Raw genomic sequence first — 22,675 nt, forward strand, 5'->3', positions numbered from 1 at the left:
CGACCTCCGGGCGCTCGGTCTCTACACGGCGCGGTCGCTGTCCTATGACGGTGTCGAATACGAGATGCTCGAACATGCGCTCAGCCCCGAGCAGCGCGGCATTTACGATGCCTATGCCGGGGCCTTCGCCATCATTCACAACAACCTGACCGCGGCACTGGAGGCCGCGAACATTTCCGGTGAGAGCGGCACGCTGAACCGCCAGGCGAAATCCGCTGCGCGGTCAGCCTTCGAGAGCGCCAAGCAGCGCTTCTTCGGCCATTTGCTCACCTCGATGAAGACCCCCACGCTGATCACATCCATCGATGCAGATCTGGCTGCGGGTCATGCGGCGGTCATCCAGATCGTCTCGACGGGCGAGGCACTGATGGAACGCCGCCTGTCGGAGATCCCGACCGAGGAGTGGAACGATATCCGCTGTGATATCACGCCCAGGGAATACGTCCTCGATTACCTCGCCCATTCCTTCCCGGTGCAGCTCTACGAGCCTTTCACCGACAGCGAGGGCAATCTTTCCTCCCGTCCCGTGGTGCGCGATGGCCAGCCGGTCGAATGCCGCGAGGCCGTCCGCCGTCGAGACGCGCTGATCGAGAAACTGGCTTCGCTTCCGCCAGTGCCGGGTGCGCTCGACCAGATCGTCCAGCGCTTCGGCACCGATCTCGTGGCCGAGGTCACGGGGCGCTCGCGGCGCATTGTGCGGAAGGGCGAAGGGCATTCGGCACGGCTCGTGGTGGAGAACCGGGCTGGAGCCGCGAACCTCGCGGAAACCCAAGCATTCATGGATGACGAAAAGCGTATCCTGATCTTCTCGGATGCCGGCGGCACCGGGCGCAGCTATCACGCCGATCTCGGGGCCAAGAACCAGCGCCTGCGGGTCCACTACCTCTTGGAACCCGGCTGGAAGGCAGACGCGGCGATTCAGGGCCTCGGACGCACCAACCGCACCAACCAGGCGCAGCCGCCGCTGTTCCGGCCGGTGGCCACCGATGTCAAAGCGGAGAAGCGGTTCCTGTCGACCATTGCGCGACGTCTCGACACGCTTGGCGCTATAACGCGCGGCCAGCGCCAGACCGGCGGGCAAGGGCTGTTCCGGCCCGAAGACAACCTCGAGTCGCCCTACGCCCGCGACGCCCTGCGCCAGCTTTACCGCCGCATCTATCGCGGCGATCTGGCCGGATGTTCGCTCGGGGCTTTCGAGGATGCGACCGGGCTCAGCCTGACCGATGACAACGGGCTGAAGGATGACCTGCCGCCGATCACGACCTTCCTCAATCGCCTGCTGGCGCTGACGATCGACATGCAGGCCGTGCTGTTCGCGGGTTTCGAGGAGCTGCTCGATCAGCGAATTGAGGGCGCCATCGCCGCCGGGGTCTACGACCTCGGACTCGAGACACTCCGTGCGGAGAGCTTCCGGGTGACCGACGCACGCGATATCTACACCCATCCCGGTTCCGGCGCAGAAACCCAGCTTCTGACCATCGCGGAAAAGCGCCGCAACACGCCGACTTCCCTCGCGGATGCGCTCGACTGGCTGGATGACCCGCAGGCGCGGCTTCTGGTGAACAGCCGCTCGGGCCGGGCTGCCGTGCAGGTGCCCGCCACCAGCCTGATGCTGGACGATGGCACCATCGAGCCGCGCCTGCGCCTGATCCGCCCGCTTGATGTCAGCACAGTCCCGGCGAGGATCATGGAGGACACCCACTGGCTCGAGGCCGACCGCGCAGCCTTCTCCGCCGCTTGGGCTGCGGAACTGGCCGAGGTGCCGGAGTTCTCGGAAACCACGTTGCACATCGTGGCAGGTCTGCTGCTGCCGATCTGGAAGCAGCTTCCCCAGGATGAAACCCGCGTCTATCGCCTGCAGACCGATGACGGGCAGCGCATCATCGGGCGCCGTGTCTCGCCGGCTTGGGTCGCGACCACGCTGGCCAAAGACGCGCCCAAGCTCTCGGCGACGCAGGTCCATGCCCTCATTCTGGAGGGAAAGACTGTGGTGCGGCTGGCCGAAGGGATGGAGTTGCACCGCTCGCGTGTCATGGGCGTCAACCGGATCGAGCTCTCGGGCTTCTTGGAGGCGGCGAAGGACCGGCTCAAGGCCGATGGCTTCTTTTCTGAGATCATCAGCTGGAAGCTGCGGCTGTTCTGCCCGACCGACGCCGATGGCGTCGCGATATTGGATCGTTTGCTTGCACGTTGTCCTGTCGCAAGTCTACATGATCGCGGAGGCTGTTGACCCATGTATTCCGAAACCGAAGACCTCGTGCGCGATCTGGCTGAAAATGCCGAAGGCGTCTGTCGTGCCTACTTGTCCAAGGGGAGGCGGGAAGGATCCTACTGGATCGTCGGCGACCTGCAGAACAATCCCGGCCGGTCGCTCTTCGTGCGGCTGACGGGGCCGGCATCAGGTGCGGGAGCTGCCGGGAAATTCACCGACGGCGCGACCGGCGAGCACGGCGATCTCCTCGACATCATCCGCGCCCGGACGGGGATCACGCGCTTCCCCGATCTTCTCGCCGAGGCCCGAGCGCATCTTGGCCGTCCGCAGCCGGTTCTCCTTGAAGCGACCGGTCCAAGGAAGACCAAGAGCCCGGGTGGGACACCAGCGGCCGCGTCGCGTTTGTTCGCGGCCTCGAACCCGATCACAGGCACGCTTGCCGAGACCTACCTCCGTTCCCGGGGCATTACCCAATTTGGCGCGAACGGTGCCTTACGCTTCCACCCGAAGTGCTGGCATCGGGAAGAGGGGCAGACCAAGAGCATCCCCAGACCGGCGATGATCGCCGCGGTCACCGATGGGGCAGGGGCCGTGCAGGGCGTGCATCGCACCTGGCTGGCGCCTGACGGACAGGGGAAGGCGGCAGTGAATCCACAGCGTCGGGCTATGGGTCACCTCCTCGGCAATGCCGTCAGGCTTACCCCGCAGGATGACATCCTCGTCGTCGGCGAGGGCATCGAGACCATGCTGTCCCTGTGCGAGGCAATCCCGGGTCTGCCCGTCTGGGCGGCGCTCTCGTCCGGTCACCTCGGAGCCGTCCTGCTGCCGGAGGGGCTGCAGCGCATCTACATCGCGATCGATCGCGATCCGGCTGGATGCCAAGCGGCGGAGAGGTTAAGCGCCAGAGCCTCCAAGGTCGGGGTGCCCGTGCGGGTGCTGGAACCGCGGCTCGGGGATTTCAACGATGATCTTCGGGCGGACGGCAAGGACGCGCTGCGCCAGCATCTGGCAGGTCAGATCGGGCCAGAGGATCGGCATCGCCTGCCCAGCTGAGCTGTATCGCACAGGGGGGGTCTGGGAGTGCGGGGCAGGGGGCTGCATCCCAGTCGTGGCTCTGGATCGTCGTCCTCATCCCATCCCGGGCATTGCGCATCCACCCGTCAGCCCTGCGCGGCCTTCAAGAGATGGGCAGGCCGTCAAAGAGGTTGCCCCAGCAAGGTCGGAAGGGAACCTATTTCCGCCGGCGGCAAAGCCGCCTTTGCATCGCGAGACAAATAGCTTCCCTTCCGACCTCCTCCACTCTGTTCCGGCCCCGGTGAAGCCGGGGTGAAGGGGCAACCGCCCCGACGGCTCGGGTCTGCCCATGAAGGCCGCGCGGGATGACGTGCGGACACGGCAAAACCCGGAGGCAAGAAACAAATGACGATCCAGACCCACGACGACGCGTATGAACCCGCCCATAGCGCATCCCAGACCGCCCATGCGCTCGACGAGCTGCAGCTCTATGGCTACCGCCCATTCGACGAGCCCGATCCGCGCCCGATGCCCGATGGGCAGCGCCTCGCGGTCGCCGTCGCCGACATCTTCGACGCCCTCGTCGCGACCCTCGAAGACACCCGCATGGAACCCGACCTCGAAGAGGTGCTCTGGGGCCAGGTCAACCTCTTCCACCGCGCCACGGCCCGGATCGAGCGGACGCTCGATGAGAACGAACAGGCGCAGCGCCGCCTCCAGCGCGAGCAGGATGGCTCCGAAGTGAAGTCCGTCGAACTCGAGCGCCTGACGGCCGAAGGCCTGACCCTCGTCGAACGGCGCAACTGCATGGATATGATGCGCGATCACGCTGCCTCCGAATTTGTCCAGCACACGGGATCAACCTGGCGCCCCCGCACCGGATCGATGGTGAACCGCCAGCACATGACCGCCGCGCTGATCGACAGCCGCGATTTCCTGGCCGCCAAGCGCCGCGCAGAGACCGAGGTGATGCTTCCCGCCGGCCCCAAGGTCGCCCTCACCGGCGGGACCGATTTCAACGATCATCGCCTGATCTGGGGCAAGCTCGACCAGGTCAGAACCAAGTATCCCGACATGGTCCTCCTGCACGGTGGCAGCCCGAAGGGCGCAGAGCTCATCGCCGCCAAATGGGCCGAGGCTCGCAGCGTGACGCAGGTGGCCTTCAAGCCCGACTGGACCAAGCACGCCAAGGCCGCGCCCTTCAAGCGCAACGACGCGATGCTGGATGTGCTCCCGGTCGGGGTCCTTGTCTTCCCCGGAACCGGTATCCAGGAAAACCTCGCCGACAAGGCCAAGAAGCTCGGCATCCCGGTCATGAAGTTTGAGAAGGGGGCGTGAGCCCCCTCTTTCTTCTCGGGAAAGAACATTGTGGAAACACGGACATACACTTGATATTGTTGCCGCAGACAAGGTGACCGCAAAATGTTCGATGAATTGCAGCAAATGGAGGTGTTTCCGACGGCAGTCGATCTCAAGCGGATCGACCCGTCTCTCAACATGCGGCGGTTTTACAGGATGAGCGTTCAGCCCGATCTCTTCGGCGGCGTGAGCCTGGTGCGGGAATGGGGTCGAATCGGCTACCGTGGCCAGATGCTGGTCGAGCAACACGATGACGAGGGCAGGGCGGTGAACGCGCTGATGAAGCTGTCGGCGACGAAGAAGCGGCGAGGGTATCGGTTGCTTGAGGGACCGCACACCAAGGATTGACGTTCCGTAACGGTTTCACTATATTAATCTATGAAACTGATATGGAACAAGCGCCATGACCAAGGTTGTCGTCCCATTTCCGAAAGGCCAGCGTCTGCGTTCGCCGTTGGCGCAGTTCTTCCGTGTTGGAGACTCTCACAACAAGTTTGCCGAGATGTTTGCGTCCGGAGGTCTGCCGGCTTCGCGAGTTGTCTTCGATGCCGGACGCCTCAATCGACAGACCGCTCTCGCAAAAGAGCTGAAAGCAGAGGGTGTGGAGATCACGATCGACACTGGAGCGGCCGAGCTCTCGAGCCCGGCGCGACATGGGACGTTTGTACGCAATTCGGCTTGGTTGACTAAAGTCCCGATGTCGCCTTTGGGTCCGGACGATTTCACCACGGAGATCATTGAGCGCATCGCAGAAATGGCGGTTGCGGTCGGCGCGGATCGTGTGCTTGCCCCGAGTCATTTCTTGGGCGATCCCCGATTCGACGGCTGGCTCAAGGTGGACGCTGCCTCTTGCTCGGCTCTTCGAGCGGCGCTTGATCGCTTGGGCGGAGGCCGAATCCGGATCGACTATCCGGTAATACAAAGCGTCCAAGGATTGGTGGATGCAACTTCGCGGAAGGCACTAGCGGAAACACTTTCCATACTGCCGGTCGATGCTATCTGGATGCGCCTTTCCGGCCTAGGGAAAGAACCCGGCCCGCAAAAGGTTCGTTCATTGATCCGGATGCTCAGCGGTTTTCACAATATCGGGAAGCCCGTGATCCTCGACTACTGCTCTGGTTTGAACTCTGAGGCTACAGAAGCGTTTGGCGTCGCTTCTGGGTCCGCGAGCGGGATACTCGAGTTGGATCAGTTCAACGCTCGGGATTGGCACAAGACGCCGGAAGAGCCAGATCCTGATGCAAGATTTGCTCGGCCGCGCATTGTGCAGGTTCCGGGTCTTGGCAGGGGTTTCTATGCCAACGAGTTCGAATTGCTTGCCAAGTCTCGCGGCGGGCGGAAGCTGCTTCTGCAAAGCGAGTTTGTAACCGTTTCCAGCGTTGAAGAAATGGTAAGAACTCGAAAGCAGGTTCAGGCTCTTCATTTGGTGCGCTCGCAAGAAGCGCTTCAGTCCGTACCGGATCTCAACCGAGCGGGGCATTTCCTGTCAAAGACGATGGCGGATGCCGAGCGTCGCGCAAAAGATGTCAGCTTCCTTAAGCCCACTGAGGCTCAAGCTCAGGCGGCGGGCATCGACCTGGCGAGTTTGCTCAAGCGGACTAGGGCGCATGCAGAAACGATGGGCAAGGTTGCAGACGCGCTTGAAAAGCTCCATGAGGAGCGCGGAATGGAGTCCCCGCGTGTTCGGGCTTGCGACTTCAATGTCGATACGGCCCTGCGGCGCGGTGATCAGAGGTAAGAAATGCAAAGTGCAGTGTCACGCTACATCGGCGAACTTGCCGACATCGGGGGTCTGAAAGGAACCGATATCGCAAATATCACGGATGTCTCCAAGGCGACGGTATCGCGTTGGAAGGCTGGTGATATCAAGCCGCAACCAAAGAACGAATTGATTCTGTCCGACCTCTATTACATCGTCGGTCGTCTCAATGAATATTACACGCCGGACGAGGTTCGTGCCTGGCTCTATGCGAGGCACCCACAACTCGGAGGTGAGCGTGCTATGGACCTCATTCACAATGATCGCTCGCTCGAAGTACTGGCCGTCATCGATCGGCTGGACAATGATGTCTATGTGTAGGTCCAATGAATGGTTAAAGCTCGACGCGACAACCGGCTGATTGACGCGATTGAGGCGATCGATCCCGTCGTTTTCGAAGGGAACGTTTGGCGGCTGGTGCGCGACGGGCGCGATCCGCTGATCTGCAGCGCGTCCGGTGGTCGGTGGGACGACGGGACGTTCGATGTGCTCTATACATCCTTGGCTCGATCAGGTGCTCTGGAAGAGATGCGATTTCATCTGATGCGCGGCCAACCGGTGATGCCGAGCAAGGTAAAGTATCGCATGTTTGAAATTGAACTTTCGCTTGGGCGTGCGCTTCAGTTTCTGGATCTGGAAGCGCTTTCCAGGGTCGGGCTGAACACGGAAACGTTCGGTCGTCTCTCCTATGAGCAAAAGAACGACGAGTATCCCCGTACCCAGGAAATTGGGGAAGTCGCACACTTTCTAGACTTCGATGGCCTAATTGTCCCGTCCGCGCGATCTGACGCAAGGAATGCAATCATCTTCTGCGACAAGGTAAAATCACTGCCCGAGTCCACTTTAGAAGATCATGGCGTCGTGGACTGGGCGAAATGATTCTACCCGACAACGAGACAAGCGTCGATCTGCTGAACAACGAGGCCATCGCGCGCACGATCACCGAGTTGCTGCGGGAACGTCCAGAGCAGGCGATCACCATCGGTGTGCATGGTGATTGGGGAGCAGGAAAGAGCAGCATCTTGGAGATGATCGAGGCATCTCTATCGCCTACCCCGGACGTTCTCTGCGTGAAATTCAATGGTTGGCGATTCCAGGGGTTCGAGGATGCAAAGATCGCGCTGATCGAGGGCATTGTCACAGAGCTTGTTGCCGAACGGTCGCTTGCGACAAATGCGGGTGAAGCGGTCAAGAATATCTTCAAACGCATCGATTGGCTCAAGGTTGCCCGGCAAGGAGGAGGCCTTGCTTTCACAGCATTGTCGGGAGTTCCGCTGCCCGAGCACATCGACGCGGTCGTTGGTTCGGTCAAGAAGGCGATTGGTGAGCCAGGTGAATTGCTCACTCGGGAAAACTATGAGGCCGCCATCGCTGGGATGTCGGGCCTACTGAAGCCAGATGACTCGAAACGGCTTACTGAAGAAATCAGTGAGTTCCGGAAGGCTTTCAAAGATCTACTCAACAAGGCTGGTGTCGATCAACTCGTCGTTCTGATCGACGATCTGGACAGATGCCTGCCTGAAGTCGCGATCGAAACGCTGGAGGCAATTCGGCTGTTCGTATTCACTGAACACACGGCTTTCGTGGTTGCTGCCGATGAAGCGATGATCGAGTATTCGGTGCGAAAGCATTTCCCGGAGTTGCCCGACACGACCGGACCAAGGGACTATGCGCGAAACTATCTTGAGAAGCTCATCCAGGTGCCATTCAGGATCCCTTCCCTAGGGGAGACGGAAACTCGTATCTATGTGACGCTCTTGCTCGTGGGGGCGGAGCTCGGAGAAGAGGACACTGAATACCAGAACCTGATCAAAGTGGCTCGCCAGCATCTAGCAAAGCCGTGGCTTTCGACCGGGCTCTCAGCGGCCACTGTCCGTGACGCCCTCGGCGCCAAAGCCGCCAGCGTTTCAAACGCGCTCACATTAAGTGATCAGATCGGCCAAATTCTGGCTAGCGGCACGCAAGGCAACCCACGTCAGATCAAGCGCTTCCTGAACACGCTTCTTCTCAGGAACCAGACAGCGCGAGCTCGCGGATTCGGTGACGATGTCAAGCTTCCTGTCTTGGCGAAACTGATGCTCGCCGAGCGCTTCATGTCCCGCATGTACGATCAGATCGCCTCGGCCGCAGCGAAACACCCAAACGGACATTGCGAGGACTTGGCGGCCCTCGAGGATCCGACTGAGGCTAAGTCCAAACCAAACAAGAAGCGTGGAGACGGCCCAAAAGTCACCAATCTGGATGATGTCAAAACCATACCGAAGGATACGGGACCGAACGAGAGCGCTGTCTTGTCAGAATGGCGAGGGTCGGAGGCTATCCGGGATTGGGCGAGTATGCCGCCGAACCTCGGTGCGATCGATCTAAGGCCCTATCTCTTCGTCGCAAAAGACAGGAAAGATTACTTCGGCGCCGTATCTGTGCTCGGCAGACTTGGTGCTGTGGTCGAGAGATTGATGGGATCGAAGCTGAGTGTTCAGGCCTACGAGACGGAACTTCGGCAGCTCGCGCCAGCCGAAGCAGGCCAAGTGTTCGAAGAACTGAGAGCGCGTATCGTCGCCAGCGACTCTTTTGACACCGCTCCAGCCGGAGTGGACGGCATAACCGTGCTCGTCAAAGCCCACGATTTCTTACAGACAAACCTTTTAGACCTTCTCGAATCCCTGCCTTCGGCACGTTGCGGGACATGGGTAGCTTCAGGTTGGGATAGGGTGATCCGCGGCTCGGAGTTCGTTGCTCGCCTGGACACTCTTCTCGCGACCTGGTCCGAGGAGGGGTCGATGACTTTGAAAGTCGCGGCCCGCGCGGCGACACGCACGCGAAAAGGGGGACGTTGATGGGAACGTCCAGCGCGTTTGGCGGAGCCTCGGGTGGAACGCCACTCGTTCCATCATGGTTGGAAGGTGGTGGATCTGATGACGGTGCACCGGGCGATCCGCGATCCGACGGATCAGGCAGCGATGCGCCGCCGCCGGGGAACGATCCCGCCGCTCCGCCGGCCGCGCCACCGGAGCGGACCGCGACACCGGTTCCGGGTGAGACCGACCGATACACGTCCGCTCGAACGAACTTCACCCGTTACGCACGCTCCGGCGGCGATGACCGGAGAAGTATGGGACGCGCTGTATCGCAATATGTATCGAGGTCATCCGGTGGTGCGGCGCGGGCCGCGAGGCGCATGGGTAGCTCGCGCGGCGCTGCGTCGAGACTCGCGACCATTCTCGGTCAAGTCGGGAATGTGGGCATCGGCGAGGTGCTCCGCTCTCTCGACCTCGGAGGTCTTGCGGGACGGCCGATCGAGGAGGTATTTGCCGGACTGGCCGATTTCATATGTCCGGATGGGGGCTCCATCGATGAGGGGATCGCCCGAGATGCCTTCATTGAGACAATCGCTGATCTTGTCGACGCGGGCATAACCGAGATCGACGGATTGACAGCTGATCAGATGCAGACGGTGTTCGAGCTCTACATCGCACACACGATCGAGGCGCGCATATGCAACGATATCGGGACCCGGGTCGTAAACATGCCATCGGATGTCCGAACTGTCGAGCGCATCGAGGCCCAGTTGCAGGAGTTCATCCAGCGAAGTGTGAGCGACGCGGTGAGCGCGTCAGGCGCGGATCTCGGATCGATATCTCGGGAAGACGTCTCCGGTTTCGTGGACCAGGTCTATGAGGCGACGTTCGAGTTGCTCGAGGCAGCTGGCGAGGCGGAGGCCGACACATGAGACGGCACGTCATCGCTGGCAGATTCGGAAGAACGGACGTCGTCGCGATCCCGATTGCAAGCGACGAGCGAATGACCCTGGTCGACATGCTCGCGGGGAAGAGTCTGGCTCACGGCATTGGGCAAGCACTCCGTGACATAGCAGATCTGAATCTTGGCCCTACCGAATTGGCCGTCGATTTCATGTTGGTCGCGGCACATGTCCATGCGGCAGATACCAGGATTGCGCGTGCATCGGAATCTCAAGACGGTTGGTCGCGCGAGATACGTCTGGTCGTACCGGTCAGTGATCCAGAAAGATGGAATTCTGCCTCTCCGATCCTAGAGAGGATGCTCCGGTTCCTAACTGGGGACCTTTGGCGGGTCGGGTTCCGGTCTCGACCGGGCGACTTCGTCGCGATCGCGGAACCCAGGCCGAAGCCCCTTGTGCCTGTAGATTTCGACTGCGTGAGTTTGTTTTCGGGTGGGCTCGACAGCTTGGTCGGCGCGATCGACATCCTGAAGTCCGGAAGTAAACCCTTGCTTGTGAGCCATGCTGGCGAAGGAGCGGTCAGCAAATCTCAAGAGGATTGCTTCTCCTCCCTGAGAGATGCTTTCCCGACCTCGACGTTCGATCGTTTGCGCATCTGGATGGCTTTTCGCAAGGGTTTGATCGACGGAGTCGATTCCGAGGACACGACCCGCGGCAGGTCGTTTTTGTTCTTCTCACTCGGGGTCGCCGCAGGCGTCAGCCTCGGCCAGGAGTTCACGTTGAATGTCCCGGAGAACGGTCTCATCGCCTTGAATGTGCCAATGGACCCATTGCGCCTCGGTGCGCTCAGCACCCGTACGACGCATCCTTTCTACATGGCGAGATGGAATGAACTCCTGACGGCGTTGGATATTAGTGGCCGCCTCGTAAATCCCTATTGGGACAAAACCAAAGGTGAAATGGTTGCGGCATGCTCCGATTCTTCCATCTTGAAGGGCATTGTCAGTCAATCGCTGTCATGCTCATCGCCGACAAAAGGGCGTTGGGATGGCAGACCTCAAGGTCACTGCGGGTATTGTCTACCGTGCTTGATCCGTCGTGCGTCTTTGCTGGGCGACGATCCGACAAGCTATGGTTTGAAAGATCTGCGTAAGAGAACCCTTGATACGACACACGCTGAAGGACAGCAGGTCCGATCGTTCCAATTGGCCGCGCGACGCGTCGCGAAGCGACCCGAACTAGCAGGTATCTTGATCCACAAACCGGGACCGCTAAAAGACTATCCGGACCGACTGGATGCCTATGCGGATGTGTATCGGCGGGGCCTAGCGGAAGTTGATCGGTTGCTCGCGGGTGTCACGACCGCGCCAACATGAGTAACCTGACGATGGCGCAAAACGTCGACTTCCATTGCCACTTGGATCTTTACGCCGACCATGTCGCTGCTGTGCGGTTTAGAGAGGATCAAAAGGTCTTCACGCTAGCCGTTACGACGACACCGAAGGCATTCCCGCGCAATCGAGAACTCTGCGAGGGCCTCAAATACGTTCGGGCTGCGGTGGGCCTGCACCCGCAGCTTGTCGGGGAACGTGCGCATGAATTGTCTGTCTGGAAGGAATACGAAGCATCGACACGGTATGTTGGTGAGGTCGGGCTGGATGCGGGTCGTCGGTTCTATCCGTCGTTTGACCAGCAGAAGGAAATCTTCGCCGAGATACTTGCCACCTGTGCTATGCGCGGCGACAAAATTCTCAGCGTTCACAGTGTTAGATGCGCCAAGGTCGTACTCGATACGATCGAATCGAAGTTGCCGATCGGCAGAGGCAGGGTGGTGTTGCATTGGTTCAGCGGATCGCCTTCTGAAGTGCGACGCGCGGTGGAGTTGGGATGCTACTTCTCGGTGAATGAAAGGATGTTTGACATCGAAAGGACCCGGAAACTGGTGAGCAGTTTACCGAAGTCACGAATCCTGACCGAGACGGACGGCCCGTTTGCGGAGCGCGTCGAGACGCCAATGCGACCGATGGGGGTCGATCGCGCGGTTGACGGGTTGGCGACCGCTTTTCATCTCGACCGTCAGGAGCTGCGTGAGCTCGTCCTGCAGAATCTAAAGGACCTGATTTCGTGAGTACTTCAAGTCGGGTTGAAAGGACTCTTCAAAATCGGAAAACTCAAATATATTACATAAAATGAATTATCGGATTTTTTACAACGCACTGAAATACAAGCATAAAAATGACCCTTCCCCGACTTCTTGCGAGGATTCAACTTGCGTGCCGCCGCTCCGTTGATCGAGCCTAAGCCGCCTCCGCGATCGGCTCATAGAGCACGCCTTGCACCTCGCCGTCGAACCAGGCGGGTTGAAGGTCGCCATTGTCCCACTCGTAGAGGTAGCCGACCACTTCGCCAGAGGTCTTTGAGAGGATCCGCATGATGGGTGTGCCGGTCAAACGCGGGGATTGGGACATTCTGCTCTCCTCTGAACTCGTTATGCAAAGCGATTGATCTGTAGCGCCGTCACATTCTTGTCGGGGTCTTAGGAGCCTTATGCTGCACCTGCAACATGCAATTTGAGGTTGATAGACGCATCGCGAAGATTCTCGCCGCTGAACGACAAAAAACCGCGCGAATTCAAGGCCTAATCCTCGACCAAAGTCTCGGTCGTGACGCTGCCGGGGGGCGAATCTTCGCTCTGCGCCGCAGCATCAGCCAGTTCAGCAAGAATCCTGTCGATCTCCTGCCAGACCAGCGGCTCGAGCTGGCCGCGGATCAGCGACCACTTGCTGCAGACATCGAGCGGATCCTCGGTGGCCATGATCATGGTCAGGGTTTCGGCATCCACGGCCACGGTCGTGCGTGTGCGCCAGGAAGACGGTTTCGCGGTTCGGTCGCCTCTCGGCGGAACGAATTTCGGCTTCAACTGCCAGTGTTTTGTCGCGCGCCTCAGTGCGGCCCGGACGACATGGGCCGGATTGATGCCACAGGCGTTCAGGTCGGCTGCCTGGCGCTCCAGGGCGGTTACCCGCACATCCACCTTCCGGGTCCGCGCAGACTGGGGATGTGCAGCACCTGGCGAAGGATCAACGACTCCAGGGACCGCTTCGGCATGGGGCGCCGGTGGCCGTTCGGGCTCCATCAGCTCTGACCCCTCGCCTGCCCGCGTTATCCCAACCCCTTCAGGGTCGGGCCTCGTGACCTCCTGGCGTTGCGGTTTGACAGGCGCTGAGACCTTCAGACCTGCGGCATAGCCGGGGTCCGGGCGCGTGATCGTGGGGATCTTCTTGCGCATCGCGTCAGGCCGCGAGGACGTTGTTGAGGATGTCGGTCGCTTCCTCGAGCGCCTCGACCATGTGACGGACATGGGGCCGCATCAGCGGGTTGGGGTCGGTTTGCTTGCGAAGCGCGATTGCGTGCAAGAGCCCCTTCTCGTCCATCTCCTTGTAGGCGTTCCGGCGCAGCATCACGGTTTCGATGAGCGGGAACATCCCGATGGCGTTCTCGATCAGCGCCGCATCCGCCTTGGTGGTCTTCGGGTCGACCATGTTCAGGACAACATGATGCCGGGGCAGCGCGGAAGCGTCATCGACGCGTGCGGCGAGCTGCCGGAACCAATCCACTGTCTGGCCGCCGACGTCGAAATCCGAGGTCGAGAGCATGACCGGGGTGACGATGTGATCGGCGAGCACCGCGATCTCGTCGGACCATTCGGCCCCAACCCCGGCGGTATCGATGAAGATGAAATCCGCCGAGCCGTCCAGGTAGACCTGTTCGATCATCCGGTCGACGTCGCCGACGCTTTCCGCGACCGACGACCGCAGTTGCGGCGAGCCGTACCCTGCCCTTTCGGCGCGCGCGTGCCAGGACGACAGCACGCCGGTGCTGTCGGTATCGATGAGCATCACCCGGCGCCCGGCTGCGACGGCCGCGCTCATAAGAGCGCGGGAGAGCGTGGTCTTGCCACTCCCCCCCTTCCGGGCCATCGCGGCGATCACCACGAGGTTGTCGTTGGGCATCTGGGCATCTCCGGCAAAAATGGTGAAACGTCGCAAAACGATTGTCGCGTCGGTATACTGACCGTTTGTGGACGTCAAGCATTGCGCGGGCCGCGCGAGACGGGAGACAACCGGCGCGTCGCACTCTCCGGAGCGCGGATCGCACGTAGCACCCGACACGGAACGCGTTCCGTGCCGCAGGGTGCGTAGCGCAGTCAGCGTGTGACGCGGCGCACTGGACGTGAGACGCGTGCCGGACAACAGAAAGCATCCCGCAGAGAACGGCATGCAGAAGACGGGAAACGGGCCGCGGAACGCGGAAGACGGGGCGCGAAGCGCATCTCGCGGGCTGCAGAAGGCAGCACGCGGGATGCACTCCGCAGAAGACGTAAAATCGCCCCTACAGGGCGATTTTCTACATTGAGTACAAGCCCTTATGGCCGACTTCACTTGCGTTGGGAGTCGGCGGGCTTGTACGAAGTTGGCAAGAAATAGGAACGTTAACTTCAAAATGCCCCGCCGTCGCAGACTGTCAGAGATCGAACGATCGACCATCGCCCAGGAGCGCCGGAACGGCGTCTCCGCGGCGTCATTGGCCGCGCGCTACGATGTCAGCCTAAAGACGATCTACAACGTGGTGAACCACCGGGATGAGCGTCAGACAGCGAACGGCAGCCGATCGCGGGTTGTGGGGATCCGGGTCTCGGACGACGACCTGCGCCGGTTCGACGCGGCGCTGTCGCGGCGCGGGATTGCGCACCGCTCGGATGCCATGCGCCGCCTGATGCTGGCGACCGAAGGTGTCTTCCTGCCCGACGACGAGATGTGTGACGAGTTGCGAAATCTCGGCGCCGCGCTCAACCGGGTCGGCAACAATGTGAACCAGATCGCGCGACGTCTGAACGAGGCCAAGGTGCGGGGCGAGAGACTGTCCTACCTGGCCTCAAGTCACCGTGACGTCCGCGCCCTTGCAGGTCTGGTCTTCGATCTGGCCGACCAGGTCCAGGAGATGTCGCGTGCGCGGCGCAGCGTGCTGGACCTTGAGATCAGCTCTGCCCTGGCGGACCTCGCCGAGAGGGATGAGAATGGCGCGGAGTGACCGGGTCCGTGGCATCGACCCGGCGCTATTTGACCGCGGCTGGAGCCGGGTTTCGGGATCCTGGCAGGGGCTTTCCAAGGGCGCGCAGATGGTTCGGGCCGCGCGCGGCTATTCGCCAGCGATCTTCAAGGCTATCTCGAAAGGGGGCTGCCACACCGGGGCGCAGCTACGGGCGCAGCTCACATATCTCACAACAAAGTCGACCCATATCCTCGACAGTCGCGGCACCCATGACGGGAAGAAGCAACTCTCGGAAGCCGAGATCAACCGAGTGGCGCGGCGGTTCGAGAACCAGTGGAACGAGCGCTACAGCCCCAAGCTTGGCCATACGTCGCATCTGCTGATGGCATTCCCGGTTGGGACCAGGGGTGAAGAGGTTCGCGATATCACCCAGGCGGTCTGCGAGAAGTTCTTTCAAGGTGATGGCTCGCAATTCGACTATATTGCTGCAATACACCAAGATCGCGCGCATCCACATGCGCATATCGTTCTGAACCGCCGCAGCAAGGATGGCGAAATGTTCTTTCTCGGGAAGGATCATCACTTCAACTACGACGCCTTTCGCGAGGCGATGGTCGAAGCGGCCCAAGTTCATGGGATCCGCCTTGAGGCGACGCGCCGTCTGGATCGCGGCGTCACGACCTACCGCGCCGAGATTGATGAAATCTACAAGGCCCGCGACGAAGGTCGTCCCCCAGTCGAGCGCCAGAGAACCGGTGCTGACTTGGCGGCCGCACTGGAAACCGTCCGGCACAACGCTTTGATCTATCGCGGGCTCGCGGCGGAGGCGTCCCGTTCGAATTTCGAAGACGTGTCCGAGGCGCTCGAGAGGGCCAGCACCATCCTTGCCAGTGGCGGTCAGATTCAATCTGACGGAGCCATCTACATGTCCCAAGACGAAGCAGCGTTCGACACGCTGATCACCGAGTTTTCTCAGAACATTCGCCAGATCGAGGCGGCGATCGACAGGGCGCCGGCGGCCGAGAGGCCGGTGATCGAGCGCAAGCTGACCGACGTTCTGGCCTCGGTCGCGCATTTGAACCCGCTCGGGGATCGCTCCGCCGCCCTGGTCGATGCCCCATCCCGGGCCGGCATCTATGCAAGGCCGAACTTAAGTGAAGAACACCTCGCGCGTCTTGACGATGGAGAGGTGGCATCAAAGCTGGCCGAGGCGTTGCAAGGCACGGGCATCGATGCCGAGGCTGTGGCCGCGCGCCTGCGGGAGGGGGCCGGCAATGCCGCGCTGGAACGCCAGTGGCTGGCACAGGATCTACAGGCGATTGCCAAAGAAGGGGGACTCGATCTGGAGAAACCTGCGGACCGGGAAGACGCGCTCGACCGGCTGGAAGCCGTTCATGTTCGGTTGGGCGATGTCCTGACCGATGTACGCGTCCTGCGCGCGCCGACCGAGGTCGACGACGTGGATGACGCCGAGGCAGCGCTTGGTGAGCGGTTGACGACACCAGAGCGTGAACTCGCAAACGACGGGCCCGACATTTTTGCCACATCGGAGCGGCAGGCGTTCAGGGCGCTTGTGGCGCAGTTCCGCCGGACGGATTTCGATCATCCGTTCTCAGACGATCCCTCCGTGCGGCGGGCGGGCGCCGTGGAGGTGGAAGAGGCCCGCGCCGCGTTCGACGCTTACGCGCAGAGATCGCCGCAACATGCCGAACTGGCCTCGATGGCCTGGGAGCAGATGACCGACAGTCGAATGCCGCAGCAATATGCGGTGTCGGTGCAGGATCGCACGCTTCATGCTGGCGACATGGACCTCGCCTTACGGGATCCTTCGGATCATCTCGGTCCAATCACAGAAGACCTGCGAACCCTCGCCCGCTATCGCACGGAGATGCCGGATGACGAATTCGGGCAGGCCGTTCAGGGCGAAATCAACCACCTGCGTTCGCTCGGCGCGTCGCGTGCCTATATCAGCGAGCGCAGTTTCGAGATCGAGGACCAGGCGCGACAGGACTACGCCGAGCGCCGGTATCTGGAAGAGACAGCGCCAACCGTCATGGCCTTTGTGCGAAGCAACGAAGTCGGGGGCCCGCTCTCCGAGGCGGAGCAGCAGGACATCGTCCGGCAAGTCAACGAGCGACTAAGCCCCGACGCCATCGATGCGCTGAGGGCGGGAAATGCGGACGTCCTGGACAAATTCACCGAGGATCCGCTGCGCCAGCTGGAACTCGCCAAGACCTATCTCCAGAGCAGCGAGGTCACGGCGCACGGCCCGGCCATGGAGCGCGTTCTCGATGCATTGGCGGAAGAACAGATCGAGGCGCAGCGCGCGCGCCACGCCGCGGCACATGGTGAGAAGGGGGTCACCCATGGATAAGGGCAAGATTGCCCTCGGTGTGTTGAGCCTCGTGCTGGTCGCTCTCGCCATGGGCTATGTCGTGGCGACCGGTTTCGTCATGTTCCGCCATGGGCTCTCACCCACGCGTTTCGAAGTCACCCTGCTGGCCCGCGAATATCGGGGTCTGTCCCAGTCCGCGCCGAAGGACTTCCTCTGGGTGAACCTCATCCTTGGCGGCTTCGCCCTCACATCGCTGATGCTGAGCGTCACGCTCCTGGGGGATGCATTGACTCGCTTCGGGACGACGCATTGGCAGACCCGCAGCGAGATGAAGAGGAACGGTTTCTTTGCCAAGCCCGGCGGCGGCTTCCTTCTGGGCAAGCTCGGCTCCCCGAAATCCAAGCGCCCGTTCCTAGTCTCAAGAACCTTCCCCCACGCGCTGATCGTGGCGCCTACAGGCCGGGGCAAAGGCGTAGGGTTCGTGATCCCGAACCTTCTGACCTACAAGGGCTCGGCTGTGGTGCTCGACGTGAAAGGCGAGAACTTTCGCGAGACCTCGCGCTTCCGCGCCAGCATGGGGGACAAGGTTTTCCGCTTCGCGCCGACCGACTGGGACCGACCGACACATCGCTATAATCCGCTGGCGCGCATTGCTGCTATGACCAACCCCGACCGGCAGCAGATGGAGCTTAAACTCACCGCGAAGCTCTTCCTGCAAACCGACAACGAAAAGCTGAGCGGGCTTTTAGCCGGGGGCATCGACCTCTTCGTGGCCGCCGGCCTTCTGGCCTTCGAGCGCGGCGTGCCGACCATCGGCGAGATCTATCGCATCACAGCCTCGGGGGGCGACAAGCAGAAGGAATACTTAAAGCGTTCGCAGGAGGTGAAGAACACCTCGGCCAAGTTGATCTTCGAGCGTATGGCCTCGACCAACAACGACACCCTCACCTCCTACCTCTCGCTTCTCATGACATCGGGTCTCGACACTTGGGACAACCGCGCGATTGACGCGGCCACCGCGACCTCTGACTTCTCATTCCGGGATATCCGCCGCCGCCCACATGCGATCTATCTTGTGGTCGAGTCCGAGATGATCCGCCCCCTGGCCCCGTTGATCCGGCTGTTCTTCTCGGACCTAATCGCCTCCCTGCAGGCGCAGGAGCCGGGCGATGACGAGCCTTGGCCCGTGATGATCATGCTCGACGAGTTCGACCGGCTCGGTAAGATGCCAATCGTCGCCGAGAGCATCAAGACGCTGCGCTCCTTCGGCGGCAACCTCGCCATCGTGACCCAGACCATCCCCGCGCTGGACGAGATCTATGGCGAGAACACCCGCCGGTCGCTGCAGGGCGGCGCGGGCGTAAAACTCTACCTCACCCCGTCTGAACAGAAGACCATCGAGGAGTTGAGCCAGGCCGTGGGCAAGACCACCAAGCGCGTGGTGACCCGCTCCCGTGCCGTCGGGCGCAATCCGTTTGAGGGGCGCAGCGTCTCCGAGCGGACCGAGGATACGCCGCTCCTGACCGAAGATCAGGCCAGGCGGATGGACCTCGACGAGGTCATTCTGGTGGTTGATGCGCAGATGCCGATCCGGGCGAGACGGATCAAGTATTTTGAGGACCCGGCCCTGAAGGTGCTGCATGCGAGCCAGTCGGGTAGTTTCCCATATCCGGACGAGGATGGTCTGCGGCGGGACCGACAGATGTCCGAAACCCGGGAAACCGTCGAGAAGCTAAAGCAGGAGCTGCAGGAGGTGCGGGCGGCTGCGGGACCGCGGGAAGTCGGCCCGAATGCGCCAAAGCTGTCGAATGACATTTCGAAGACCGGCCCTGGCATTGCAGCGAAGGTACGCGGCCGCGCGGCTCGTGTCGCTGCGAGCAGCGGTGGCCAGGGTCAGCTGTCGCTTAATATCGAGGAATTGGGTATCACGAGTGCAGATCCAACTACACTGGCCTCCGCCGTTCAGACCACGCGCGCGATCATTGCGGAGCACTGCTAGATGTTGGCACAGCCAGCCGCTGGGCCAAGGCAGACATCGGCCTTCGAGCAGCTGTTCAGAGATTCCGCATCATACGGCTCCGGATATTCTGAGGCCACTTAGTCTCCCCTTTAGGGCCCCGCTGACACTGGCAACAATTGCTTGCGGGAACCCGTCTGGCATGGCATTCGCCGCGACATCTACGGCTCCAGTAGCATTTGCCTCGATCTCGTCGATCAAGGCTATCGCGCGCCTTCTCGAGATGCCTGCGCGCATGGCCGTTTGCACGAAATGTCGGCCGTGGATCTGGTCAAATCGGTAGTGCCTGCTGTTTCCGACCGACATCGCCATTTTCATCTGTTTGCGTTCGATCTGGCGCGCGTCCAGCGCCCCCTGCGCGGTGACAATGTCGTAGAGCGGAGTCATGCGGTAGCTGCCGCCGGGGCTGAGGAAGACGCTGAAATTCTTGGCATGGGCGTCCGTCGCCCCGATCAGCCAAAAGATGATCTGCGCCTTGAGAAAGGTTTCTTGATCCTCGATCGGCGTGTCGCCGCCATTGAGAAGGGTCAGGACGTCAACCATCCCCGGCCCACCTTCGTTCTGGTATTTCAGAGTTGGGGGTACGGACAGAGCCTGACAGCAATCTTCCTGTGGCAGGCGCAGAAGCCGTCCGTCCTTTGTCCAGCGGCGATCAAAGCGCTCGATGACTAGGGCCTTGGTATCGCCGAAGCTCTCGATCGTTGCGGTGTTCACCGGGACGCCGAAGGCTTCGGTGAGTTTCAGGCAATAGAATTCGTTTTCGACACTGTCCGACAGGTCAATGCCGCCCGGCAGTTTACCGATCTGCGTCTTGAACAGATGAGTCGTCGGGGTGGTCCCATGGGGCTTGATCCACTGACCTTCATGCCACAGCAGCGCGGTCTTTTCCTGCGCGCCCGCAATGGAAATCCGGAATGCGTCGTCACTGGACAGGCCAAGCGGCGTCTGGCTCAATCCGTTCAGGAGCTTTTCGATGGCGGCCGCATCGACCGTTTCGCCCTCGATCCGACCGGTCGCGTCCGGGGCCTCGTCATCGCCTGCGATGAACTGGAGCGCACCCACGCAGTCGTGACCGATCTTGGTCAGCAGGCTGTAGGCATCAATCCCACGCGCTCCTACCTTTTCGGCAACAAGGCGACGGAGCTGATCCGAGTCCGGCAGAAGGTTTTCGAACACGGCCATGACGGGTTCGCCCCGATAAGCCGTCTCGCGCAAAGGTAGCGACAAGGAGACCGGCATGGCATGTTCCCAGCCCAGCCAATCCTCGACGTAGGAGAATCCGATGGCCCCGCTTGCCTCTCGGCTCAGGGCGCCGACGTGGCGGTTGTTCATATAGACGCGCAAAGGCGCATAGGCCGGACGCCGCCCCATCAGAATATCTCTTCGATGTCGCTGGCATCGCCCCTGGAGCGCGCACCGATCCGGAATTCCAGATCGAGGGCGGACAGGACCGCGAGGATGGTATCCAGCTTTGCTGGCTTCTCGCCGCTCTCTATGGTCGAGATCGTTGCTTGCCGCAAACCAGCGCGGTCGGCAAGTTGCTTTTGTGTCCAGTCGCGCTTCTTGCGGGCCCGCTGGATGAGGGTGCCGATTTGTCTTGGTGTGCGGGCCAGGTCGCTCATTCAGAAAAAATACGCCAAAGCGCATAAATTGTCAATATGCGTCTTAGCGTATCATTTGGCTTTATTCGCTTCAGCGAATAAAGCACTCTTATACGCTGGGGCGTGTAACCAACACCATTAGCATCCTGTGCAACAAGGCACCCCCGCTGTCGTCAAGCTTTGCTCATCCTGCGCGCCCTGTCAGCCACGCGGGAAACCATTGCCCCACCGGTTCGGACCGTTGCAACCGTTGCTGCTGGCGTTTGCACGATCCCTCGCCCGACAACCTCCCCAGTCGTCAGCGCACCCATCCGTGCGCGCCCTTTGACGCCAGCCGTGTTCGCCATACCACGCGCAACCGCAGCAGCCCCACCCAACGCGTTTGGCCCAGACATCAACATGAAATTCCCCGACAGCCCCCGCACGATCAGCGGGGTCGCCGCAACGAACCCCTTGGCCAGGAACACCATGACAAAGAACGGGATGAGCGAGCCGATATTGGTCGCGGAGCCTGGATCGCCGAGCTGCGCCAAGAGAGCATTTGCCATGCCGACCACGATCGAGAACATGGCGGCGATGACGACCGGGTAGAAGGCGTAACTGACGGTAGTCGAGACCCAGCGGTGGAAGAAATCCTTCGTCGCCTCGAAGAGCGAGAGCGCGATCATTACTGGAGCGAGGCCGAGCATGAGGGTCAGCATCATCTTGGCGAAGATCAGGACGATGCCGGTCATGAAGCCGAGGAGGCTCAGGAGTACCAGGCCGATACCGCCGAGGATCGCGCCGGTCATCCAGTTCAGATTGCTTCCGATGGCGTTCAGATACGCGCTGAACTCAGCGATCAGCTTGTCGAACTCTGTCGCGAAGTAGGTGGCCCCTGCCCCGCCGCCGCCCACAGATGAGATCAGTGCTCCTGCGACGTAGTCCAATCCGCCGATCACCGCGTTCGCCACCGCGTTGAACTGCACCCAGTTAAAGGCGAAGAGCCCGACCAGCATAAGCTTCATGAGGTACCAGAAGAAGCTCGCACCATCCATGCTGCGGTACTGGAATGCCATATTGATGAAGAGCCCGATGGCCGAGAGGGTCACCATCAGCAGGACGATCGTGCCGATATTGCCTGCGACCGCCCCGAACTGGGACTCCGCGGCATCGGCGAGGAAGGCATCGGCCGCTCCGACCATCCAGCTGACGACGCCCATTACCAGTTGCCTTGTTCTCGGCAGATTGCCTCGACGCTGGCCGCAATCTCATTCTGCTCTTCCCGGAGCTTCAAATGCAGCTCCGCTTGCTCAGCTTGCGAAAGGTGGTCGAATTGTTCCTGGTACTCCGCCTCAGCAGCCTCCCAAGAAGGAAAGCGCACGCCGCAACCGCAATCCCCTTTGTCTTTGATCCCTTCCCAAGCACGCAATTCATACAAACGCATCATCGTCAGCGCCTTGTAAGCCTCGCGTGGATGCAGTTCATCCATCCAGGCGGGGCGCGCAGGTCGGTCGTTGCAGATCCGGTACTGCTGCGGCGCCATGTCGACCGTGAGGTCGGTCGACACGTCGGGCGCGCCCTCGGCCAATACCGGACCGGCGCCAAAAACGAAAAGAATGGCAATGTTGGAAAGGCGCATGGGGT

21 protein-coding genes are annotated in these 22,675 nt (G+C 61.1%); 14 read left to right on the top strand and 7 right to left on the bottom strand.

Translation table 11 applies throughout. The annotated features are described in order from the left end of the window. The 11 genes from DJ029_RS19735 to qatD all read left to right on the top strand — a co-directional run. On the top strand, positions 1-2,230 hold a 2,230-nt coding region (locus DJ029_RS19735; protein WP_198671207.1), incomplete at its 5' end, for a strawberry notch C-terminal domain-containing protein. 3 nt (positions 2,231-2,233) lie between these two features. Beyond that, positions 2,234-3,265 carry a DUF7146 domain-containing protein gene (locus tag DJ029_RS19740; RefSeq protein ID WP_112324206.1) on the top strand — a complete coding sequence of 344 codons (1,032 nt, stop codon included), beginning with the start codon at positions 2,234-2,236 and terminating at the stop codon, positions 3,263-3,265. Between the two features lie 366 nt (positions 3,266-3,631). Beyond that, the gene (locus DJ029_RS19745) at positions 3,632-4,564 is read left to right on the top strand and encodes a DUF2493 domain-containing protein (RefSeq protein ID WP_112324207.1); all 933 of its coding nucleotides are present in this window, start codon (positions 3,632-3,634) and stop codon (positions 4,562-4,564) included. Between the two features lie 84 nt (positions 4,565-4,648). After that, positions 4,649-4,933 (top strand): WGR domain-containing protein, encoded by a 285-nt coding sequence (locus tag DJ029_RS19750; protein ID WP_112324208.1) that lies wholly within the window; start codon positions 4,649-4,651, stop codon positions 4,931-4,933. Between the two features lie 55 nt (positions 4,934-4,988). Beyond that, positions 4,989-6,323: a hypothetical protein gene (locus tag DJ029_RS19755; protein ID WP_112324209.1), complete on the top strand. Its 1,335-nt coding sequence runs from the start codon at positions 4,989-4,991 to the stop codon at positions 6,321-6,323. Positions 6,324-6,338: 15 nt separating this feature from the next. Further along, entirely contained in the window at positions 6,339-6,665 is a 327-nt protein-coding gene (locus DJ029_RS19760) for an antitoxin Xre/MbcA/ParS toxin-binding domain-containing protein (RefSeq protein WP_232786339.1), read from the top strand. Positions 6,666-6,674: 9 nt separating this feature from the next. Continuing rightward, positions 6,675-7,223 carry an RES family NAD+ phosphorylase gene (locus DJ029_RS19765; protein ID WP_112324210.1) on the top strand — a complete coding sequence of 183 codons (549 nt, stop codon included), beginning with the start codon at positions 6,675-6,677 and terminating at the stop codon, positions 7,221-7,223. Beyond that, positions 7,220-9,181 carry a Qat anti-phage system ATPase QatA gene (gene qatA, locus DJ029_RS19770; protein ID WP_112324211.1) on the top strand — a complete coding sequence of 654 codons (1,962 nt, stop codon included), beginning with the start codon at positions 7,220-7,222 and terminating at the stop codon, positions 9,179-9,181. The genes DJ029_RS19765 and qatA overlap by 4 nt, the downstream gene beginning before the upstream one ends. Positions 9,182-9,456: 275 nt before the next feature. Continuing rightward, positions 9,457-10,074 (top strand): Qat anti-phage system associated protein QatB, encoded by a 618-nt coding sequence (gene qatB / locus DJ029_RS21975; protein ID WP_308861260.1) that lies wholly within the window; start codon positions 9,457-9,459, stop codon positions 10,072-10,074. 71 nt (positions 10,075-10,145) lie between these two features. Further along, positions 10,146-11,420 (top strand): Qat anti-phage system QueC-like protein QatC, encoded by a 1,275-nt coding sequence (gene qatC, locus DJ029_RS19780; protein WP_232823150.1) that lies wholly within the window; start codon positions 10,146-10,148, stop codon positions 11,418-11,420. After that, a complete protein-coding gene (gene qatD / locus DJ029_RS19785; RefSeq protein ID WP_112324214.1) occupies positions 11,417-12,172 on the top strand; it encodes a Qat anti-phage system TatD family nuclease QatD in 756 nt (251 codons plus the stop codon). Before qatC ends, qatD begins: the two co-directional genes overlap by 4 nt. 169 nt (positions 12,173-12,341) lie before the next feature. Here qatD and DJ029_RS21830 read toward each other — a convergent pair whose 3' ends face one another. From DJ029_RS21830 to DJ029_RS19795, 3 genes are all read right to left on the bottom strand, one after another. Further along, a complete protein-coding gene (locus DJ029_RS21830) occupies positions 12,342-12,512 on the bottom strand; it encodes a hypothetical protein (protein WP_157966460.1) in 171 nt (56 codons plus the stop codon). A 170-nt stretch (positions 12,513-12,682) separates the two neighbouring features. Continuing rightward, a complete protein-coding gene (locus DJ029_RS19790; RefSeq protein ID WP_112324215.1) occupies positions 12,683-13,333 on the bottom strand; it encodes a hypothetical protein in 651 nt (216 codons plus the stop codon). 4 nt (positions 13,334-13,337) lie between these two features. Next, positions 13,338-14,057: a ParA family protein gene (locus tag DJ029_RS19795; RefSeq protein ID WP_112324216.1), complete on the bottom strand. Its 720-nt coding sequence runs from the start codon at positions 14,055-14,057 to the stop codon at positions 13,338-13,340. Positions 14,058-14,547: 490 nt separating this feature from the next. On the opposite strand from DJ029_RS19795, the gene mobC reads away from it, so the two are divergent. From mobC to DJ029_RS19810, 3 genes are read left to right on the top strand one after another with little or no spacing between them, the layout of a single operon-like run. Further along, a complete protein-coding gene (gene mobC / locus DJ029_RS19800) occupies positions 14,548-15,135 on the top strand; it encodes a plasmid mobilization relaxosome protein MobC (RefSeq protein ID WP_112324217.1) in 588 nt (195 codons plus the stop codon). Continuing rightward, positions 15,122-17,470 carry a relaxase/mobilization nuclease domain-containing protein gene (locus DJ029_RS19805; RefSeq protein WP_112324218.1) on the top strand — a complete coding sequence of 783 codons (2,349 nt, stop codon included), beginning with the start codon at positions 15,122-15,124 and terminating at the stop codon, positions 17,468-17,470. Before mobC ends, DJ029_RS19805 begins: the two co-directional genes overlap by 14 nt. Then, positions 17,463-19,430 (top strand): type IV secretory system conjugative DNA transfer family protein, encoded by a 1,968-nt coding sequence (locus tag DJ029_RS19810; RefSeq protein WP_112324219.1) that lies wholly within the window; start codon positions 17,463-17,465, stop codon positions 19,428-19,430. Before DJ029_RS19805 ends, DJ029_RS19810 begins: the two co-directional genes overlap by 8 nt. A 69-nt stretch (positions 19,431-19,499) precedes the next feature. On the opposite strand, the gene DJ029_RS19815 is transcribed toward DJ029_RS19810, so the two are convergent. From DJ029_RS19815 to DJ029_RS19830, 4 genes are all read right to left on the bottom strand, one after another. After that, on the bottom strand, positions 19,500-20,819 hold the full coding sequence (locus DJ029_RS19815) for a type II toxin-antitoxin system HipA family toxin (RefSeq protein ID WP_112324220.1): 1,320 nt from the start codon (positions 20,817-20,819) through the stop codon (positions 19,500-19,502). Beyond that, entirely contained in the window at positions 20,819-21,070 is a 252-nt protein-coding gene (locus DJ029_RS19820) for a helix-turn-helix domain-containing protein (RefSeq protein WP_112324221.1), read from the bottom strand. The genes DJ029_RS19815 and DJ029_RS19820 overlap by 1 nt, the downstream gene beginning before the upstream one ends. Before the next feature lie 152 nt (positions 21,071-21,222). Further along, complete coding sequence (locus tag DJ029_RS19825; RefSeq protein WP_112324222.1) at positions 21,223-22,251, bottom strand: TrbL/VirB6 family protein; 1,029 nt, start codon at positions 22,249-22,251, stop codon at positions 21,223-21,225. Further along, positions 22,251-22,670, bottom strand: coding sequence for a hypothetical protein (locus tag DJ029_RS19830; protein ID WP_112324223.1), 420 nt, complete (start codon positions 22,668-22,670; stop codon positions 22,251-22,253). The genes DJ029_RS19825 and DJ029_RS19830 overlap by 1 nt, the downstream gene beginning before the upstream one ends. Between the last annotated feature and the right edge of the window lie 5 nt (positions 22,671-22,675).

The sequence above is a fragment of the Oceanibium sediminis genome, from assembly GCF_003265325.1.
GTDB lineage: Bacteria > Pseudomonadota > Alphaproteobacteria > Rhodobacterales > Rhodobacteraceae > Halovulum > Halovulum sediminis.

Excerpts from the sequence above, each read along its gene's own strand:
- DJ029_RS19815 (WP_112324220.1), bottom strand. The coding sequence starts at position 20,819 with ATGGGGCGGCGTCCGGCCTATGCGCCTTTGCGCGTCTATATGAACAAC.
- DJ029_RS19790 (WP_112324215.1), bottom strand. The coding sequence starts at position 13,333 with ATGCGCAAGAAGATCCCCACGATCACGCGCCCGGACCCCGGCTATGCC.
- qatA (WP_112324211.1), top strand. The coding sequence starts at position 7,220 with ATGATTCTACCCGACAACGAGACAAGCGTCGATCTGCTGAACAACGAG.
- DJ029_RS19795 (WP_112324216.1), bottom strand. The coding sequence starts at position 14,057 with ATGCCCAACGACAACCTCGTGGTGATCGCCGCGATGGCCCGGAAGGGG.
- qatC (WP_232823150.1), top strand. The coding sequence starts at position 10,146 with ATGACCCTGGTCGACATGCTCGCGGGGAAGAGTCTGGCTCACGGCATT.
- DJ029_RS19825 (WP_112324222.1), bottom strand. The coding sequence starts at position 22,251 with ATGGGCGTCGTCAGCTGGATGGTCGGAGCGGCCGATGCCTTCCTCGCC.
- DJ029_RS19820 (WP_112324221.1), bottom strand. The coding sequence starts at position 21,070 with ATGAGCGACCTGGCCCGCACACCAAGACAAATCGGCACCCTCATCCAG.
- mobC (WP_112324217.1), top strand. The coding sequence starts at position 14,548 with ATGCCCCGCCGTCGCAGACTGTCAGAGATCGAACGATCGACCATCGCC.
- DJ029_RS19750 (WP_112324208.1), top strand. The coding sequence starts at position 4,649 with ATGTTCGATGAATTGCAGCAAATGGAGGTGTTTCCGACGGCAGTCGAT.
- DJ029_RS19830 (WP_112324223.1), bottom strand. The coding sequence starts at position 22,670 with ATGCGCCTTTCCAACATTGCCATTCTTTTCGTTTTTGGCGCCGGTCCG.
- DJ029_RS19810 (WP_112324219.1), top strand. The coding sequence starts at position 17,463 with ATGGATAAGGGCAAGATTGCCCTCGGTGTGTTGAGCCTCGTGCTGGTC.
- qatD (WP_112324214.1), top strand. The coding sequence starts at position 11,417 with ATGAGTAACCTGACGATGGCGCAAAACGTCGACTTCCATTGCCACTTG.
- DJ029_RS19765 (WP_112324210.1), top strand. The coding sequence starts at position 6,675 with ATGGTTAAAGCTCGACGCGACAACCGGCTGATTGACGCGATTGAGGCG.
- qatB (WP_308861260.1), top strand. The coding sequence starts at position 9,457 with ATGGGACGCGCTGTATCGCAATATGTATCGAGGTCATCCGGTGGTGCG.
- DJ029_RS19745 (WP_112324207.1), top strand. The coding sequence starts at position 3,632 with ATGACGATCCAGACCCACGACGACGCGTATGAACCCGCCCATAGCGCA.
- DJ029_RS19740 (WP_112324206.1), top strand. The coding sequence starts at position 2,234 with ATGTATTCCGAAACCGAAGACCTCGTGCGCGATCTGGCTGAAAATGCC.
- DJ029_RS21830 (WP_157966460.1), bottom strand. The coding sequence starts at position 12,512 with ATGTCCCAATCCCCGCGTTTGACCGGCACACCCATCATGCGGATCCTC.
- DJ029_RS19755 (WP_112324209.1), top strand. The coding sequence starts at position 4,989 with ATGACCAAGGTTGTCGTCCCATTTCCGAAAGGCCAGCGTCTGCGTTCG.
- DJ029_RS19805 (WP_112324218.1), top strand. The coding sequence starts at position 15,122 with ATGGCGCGGAGTGACCGGGTCCGTGGCATCGACCCGGCGCTATTTGAC.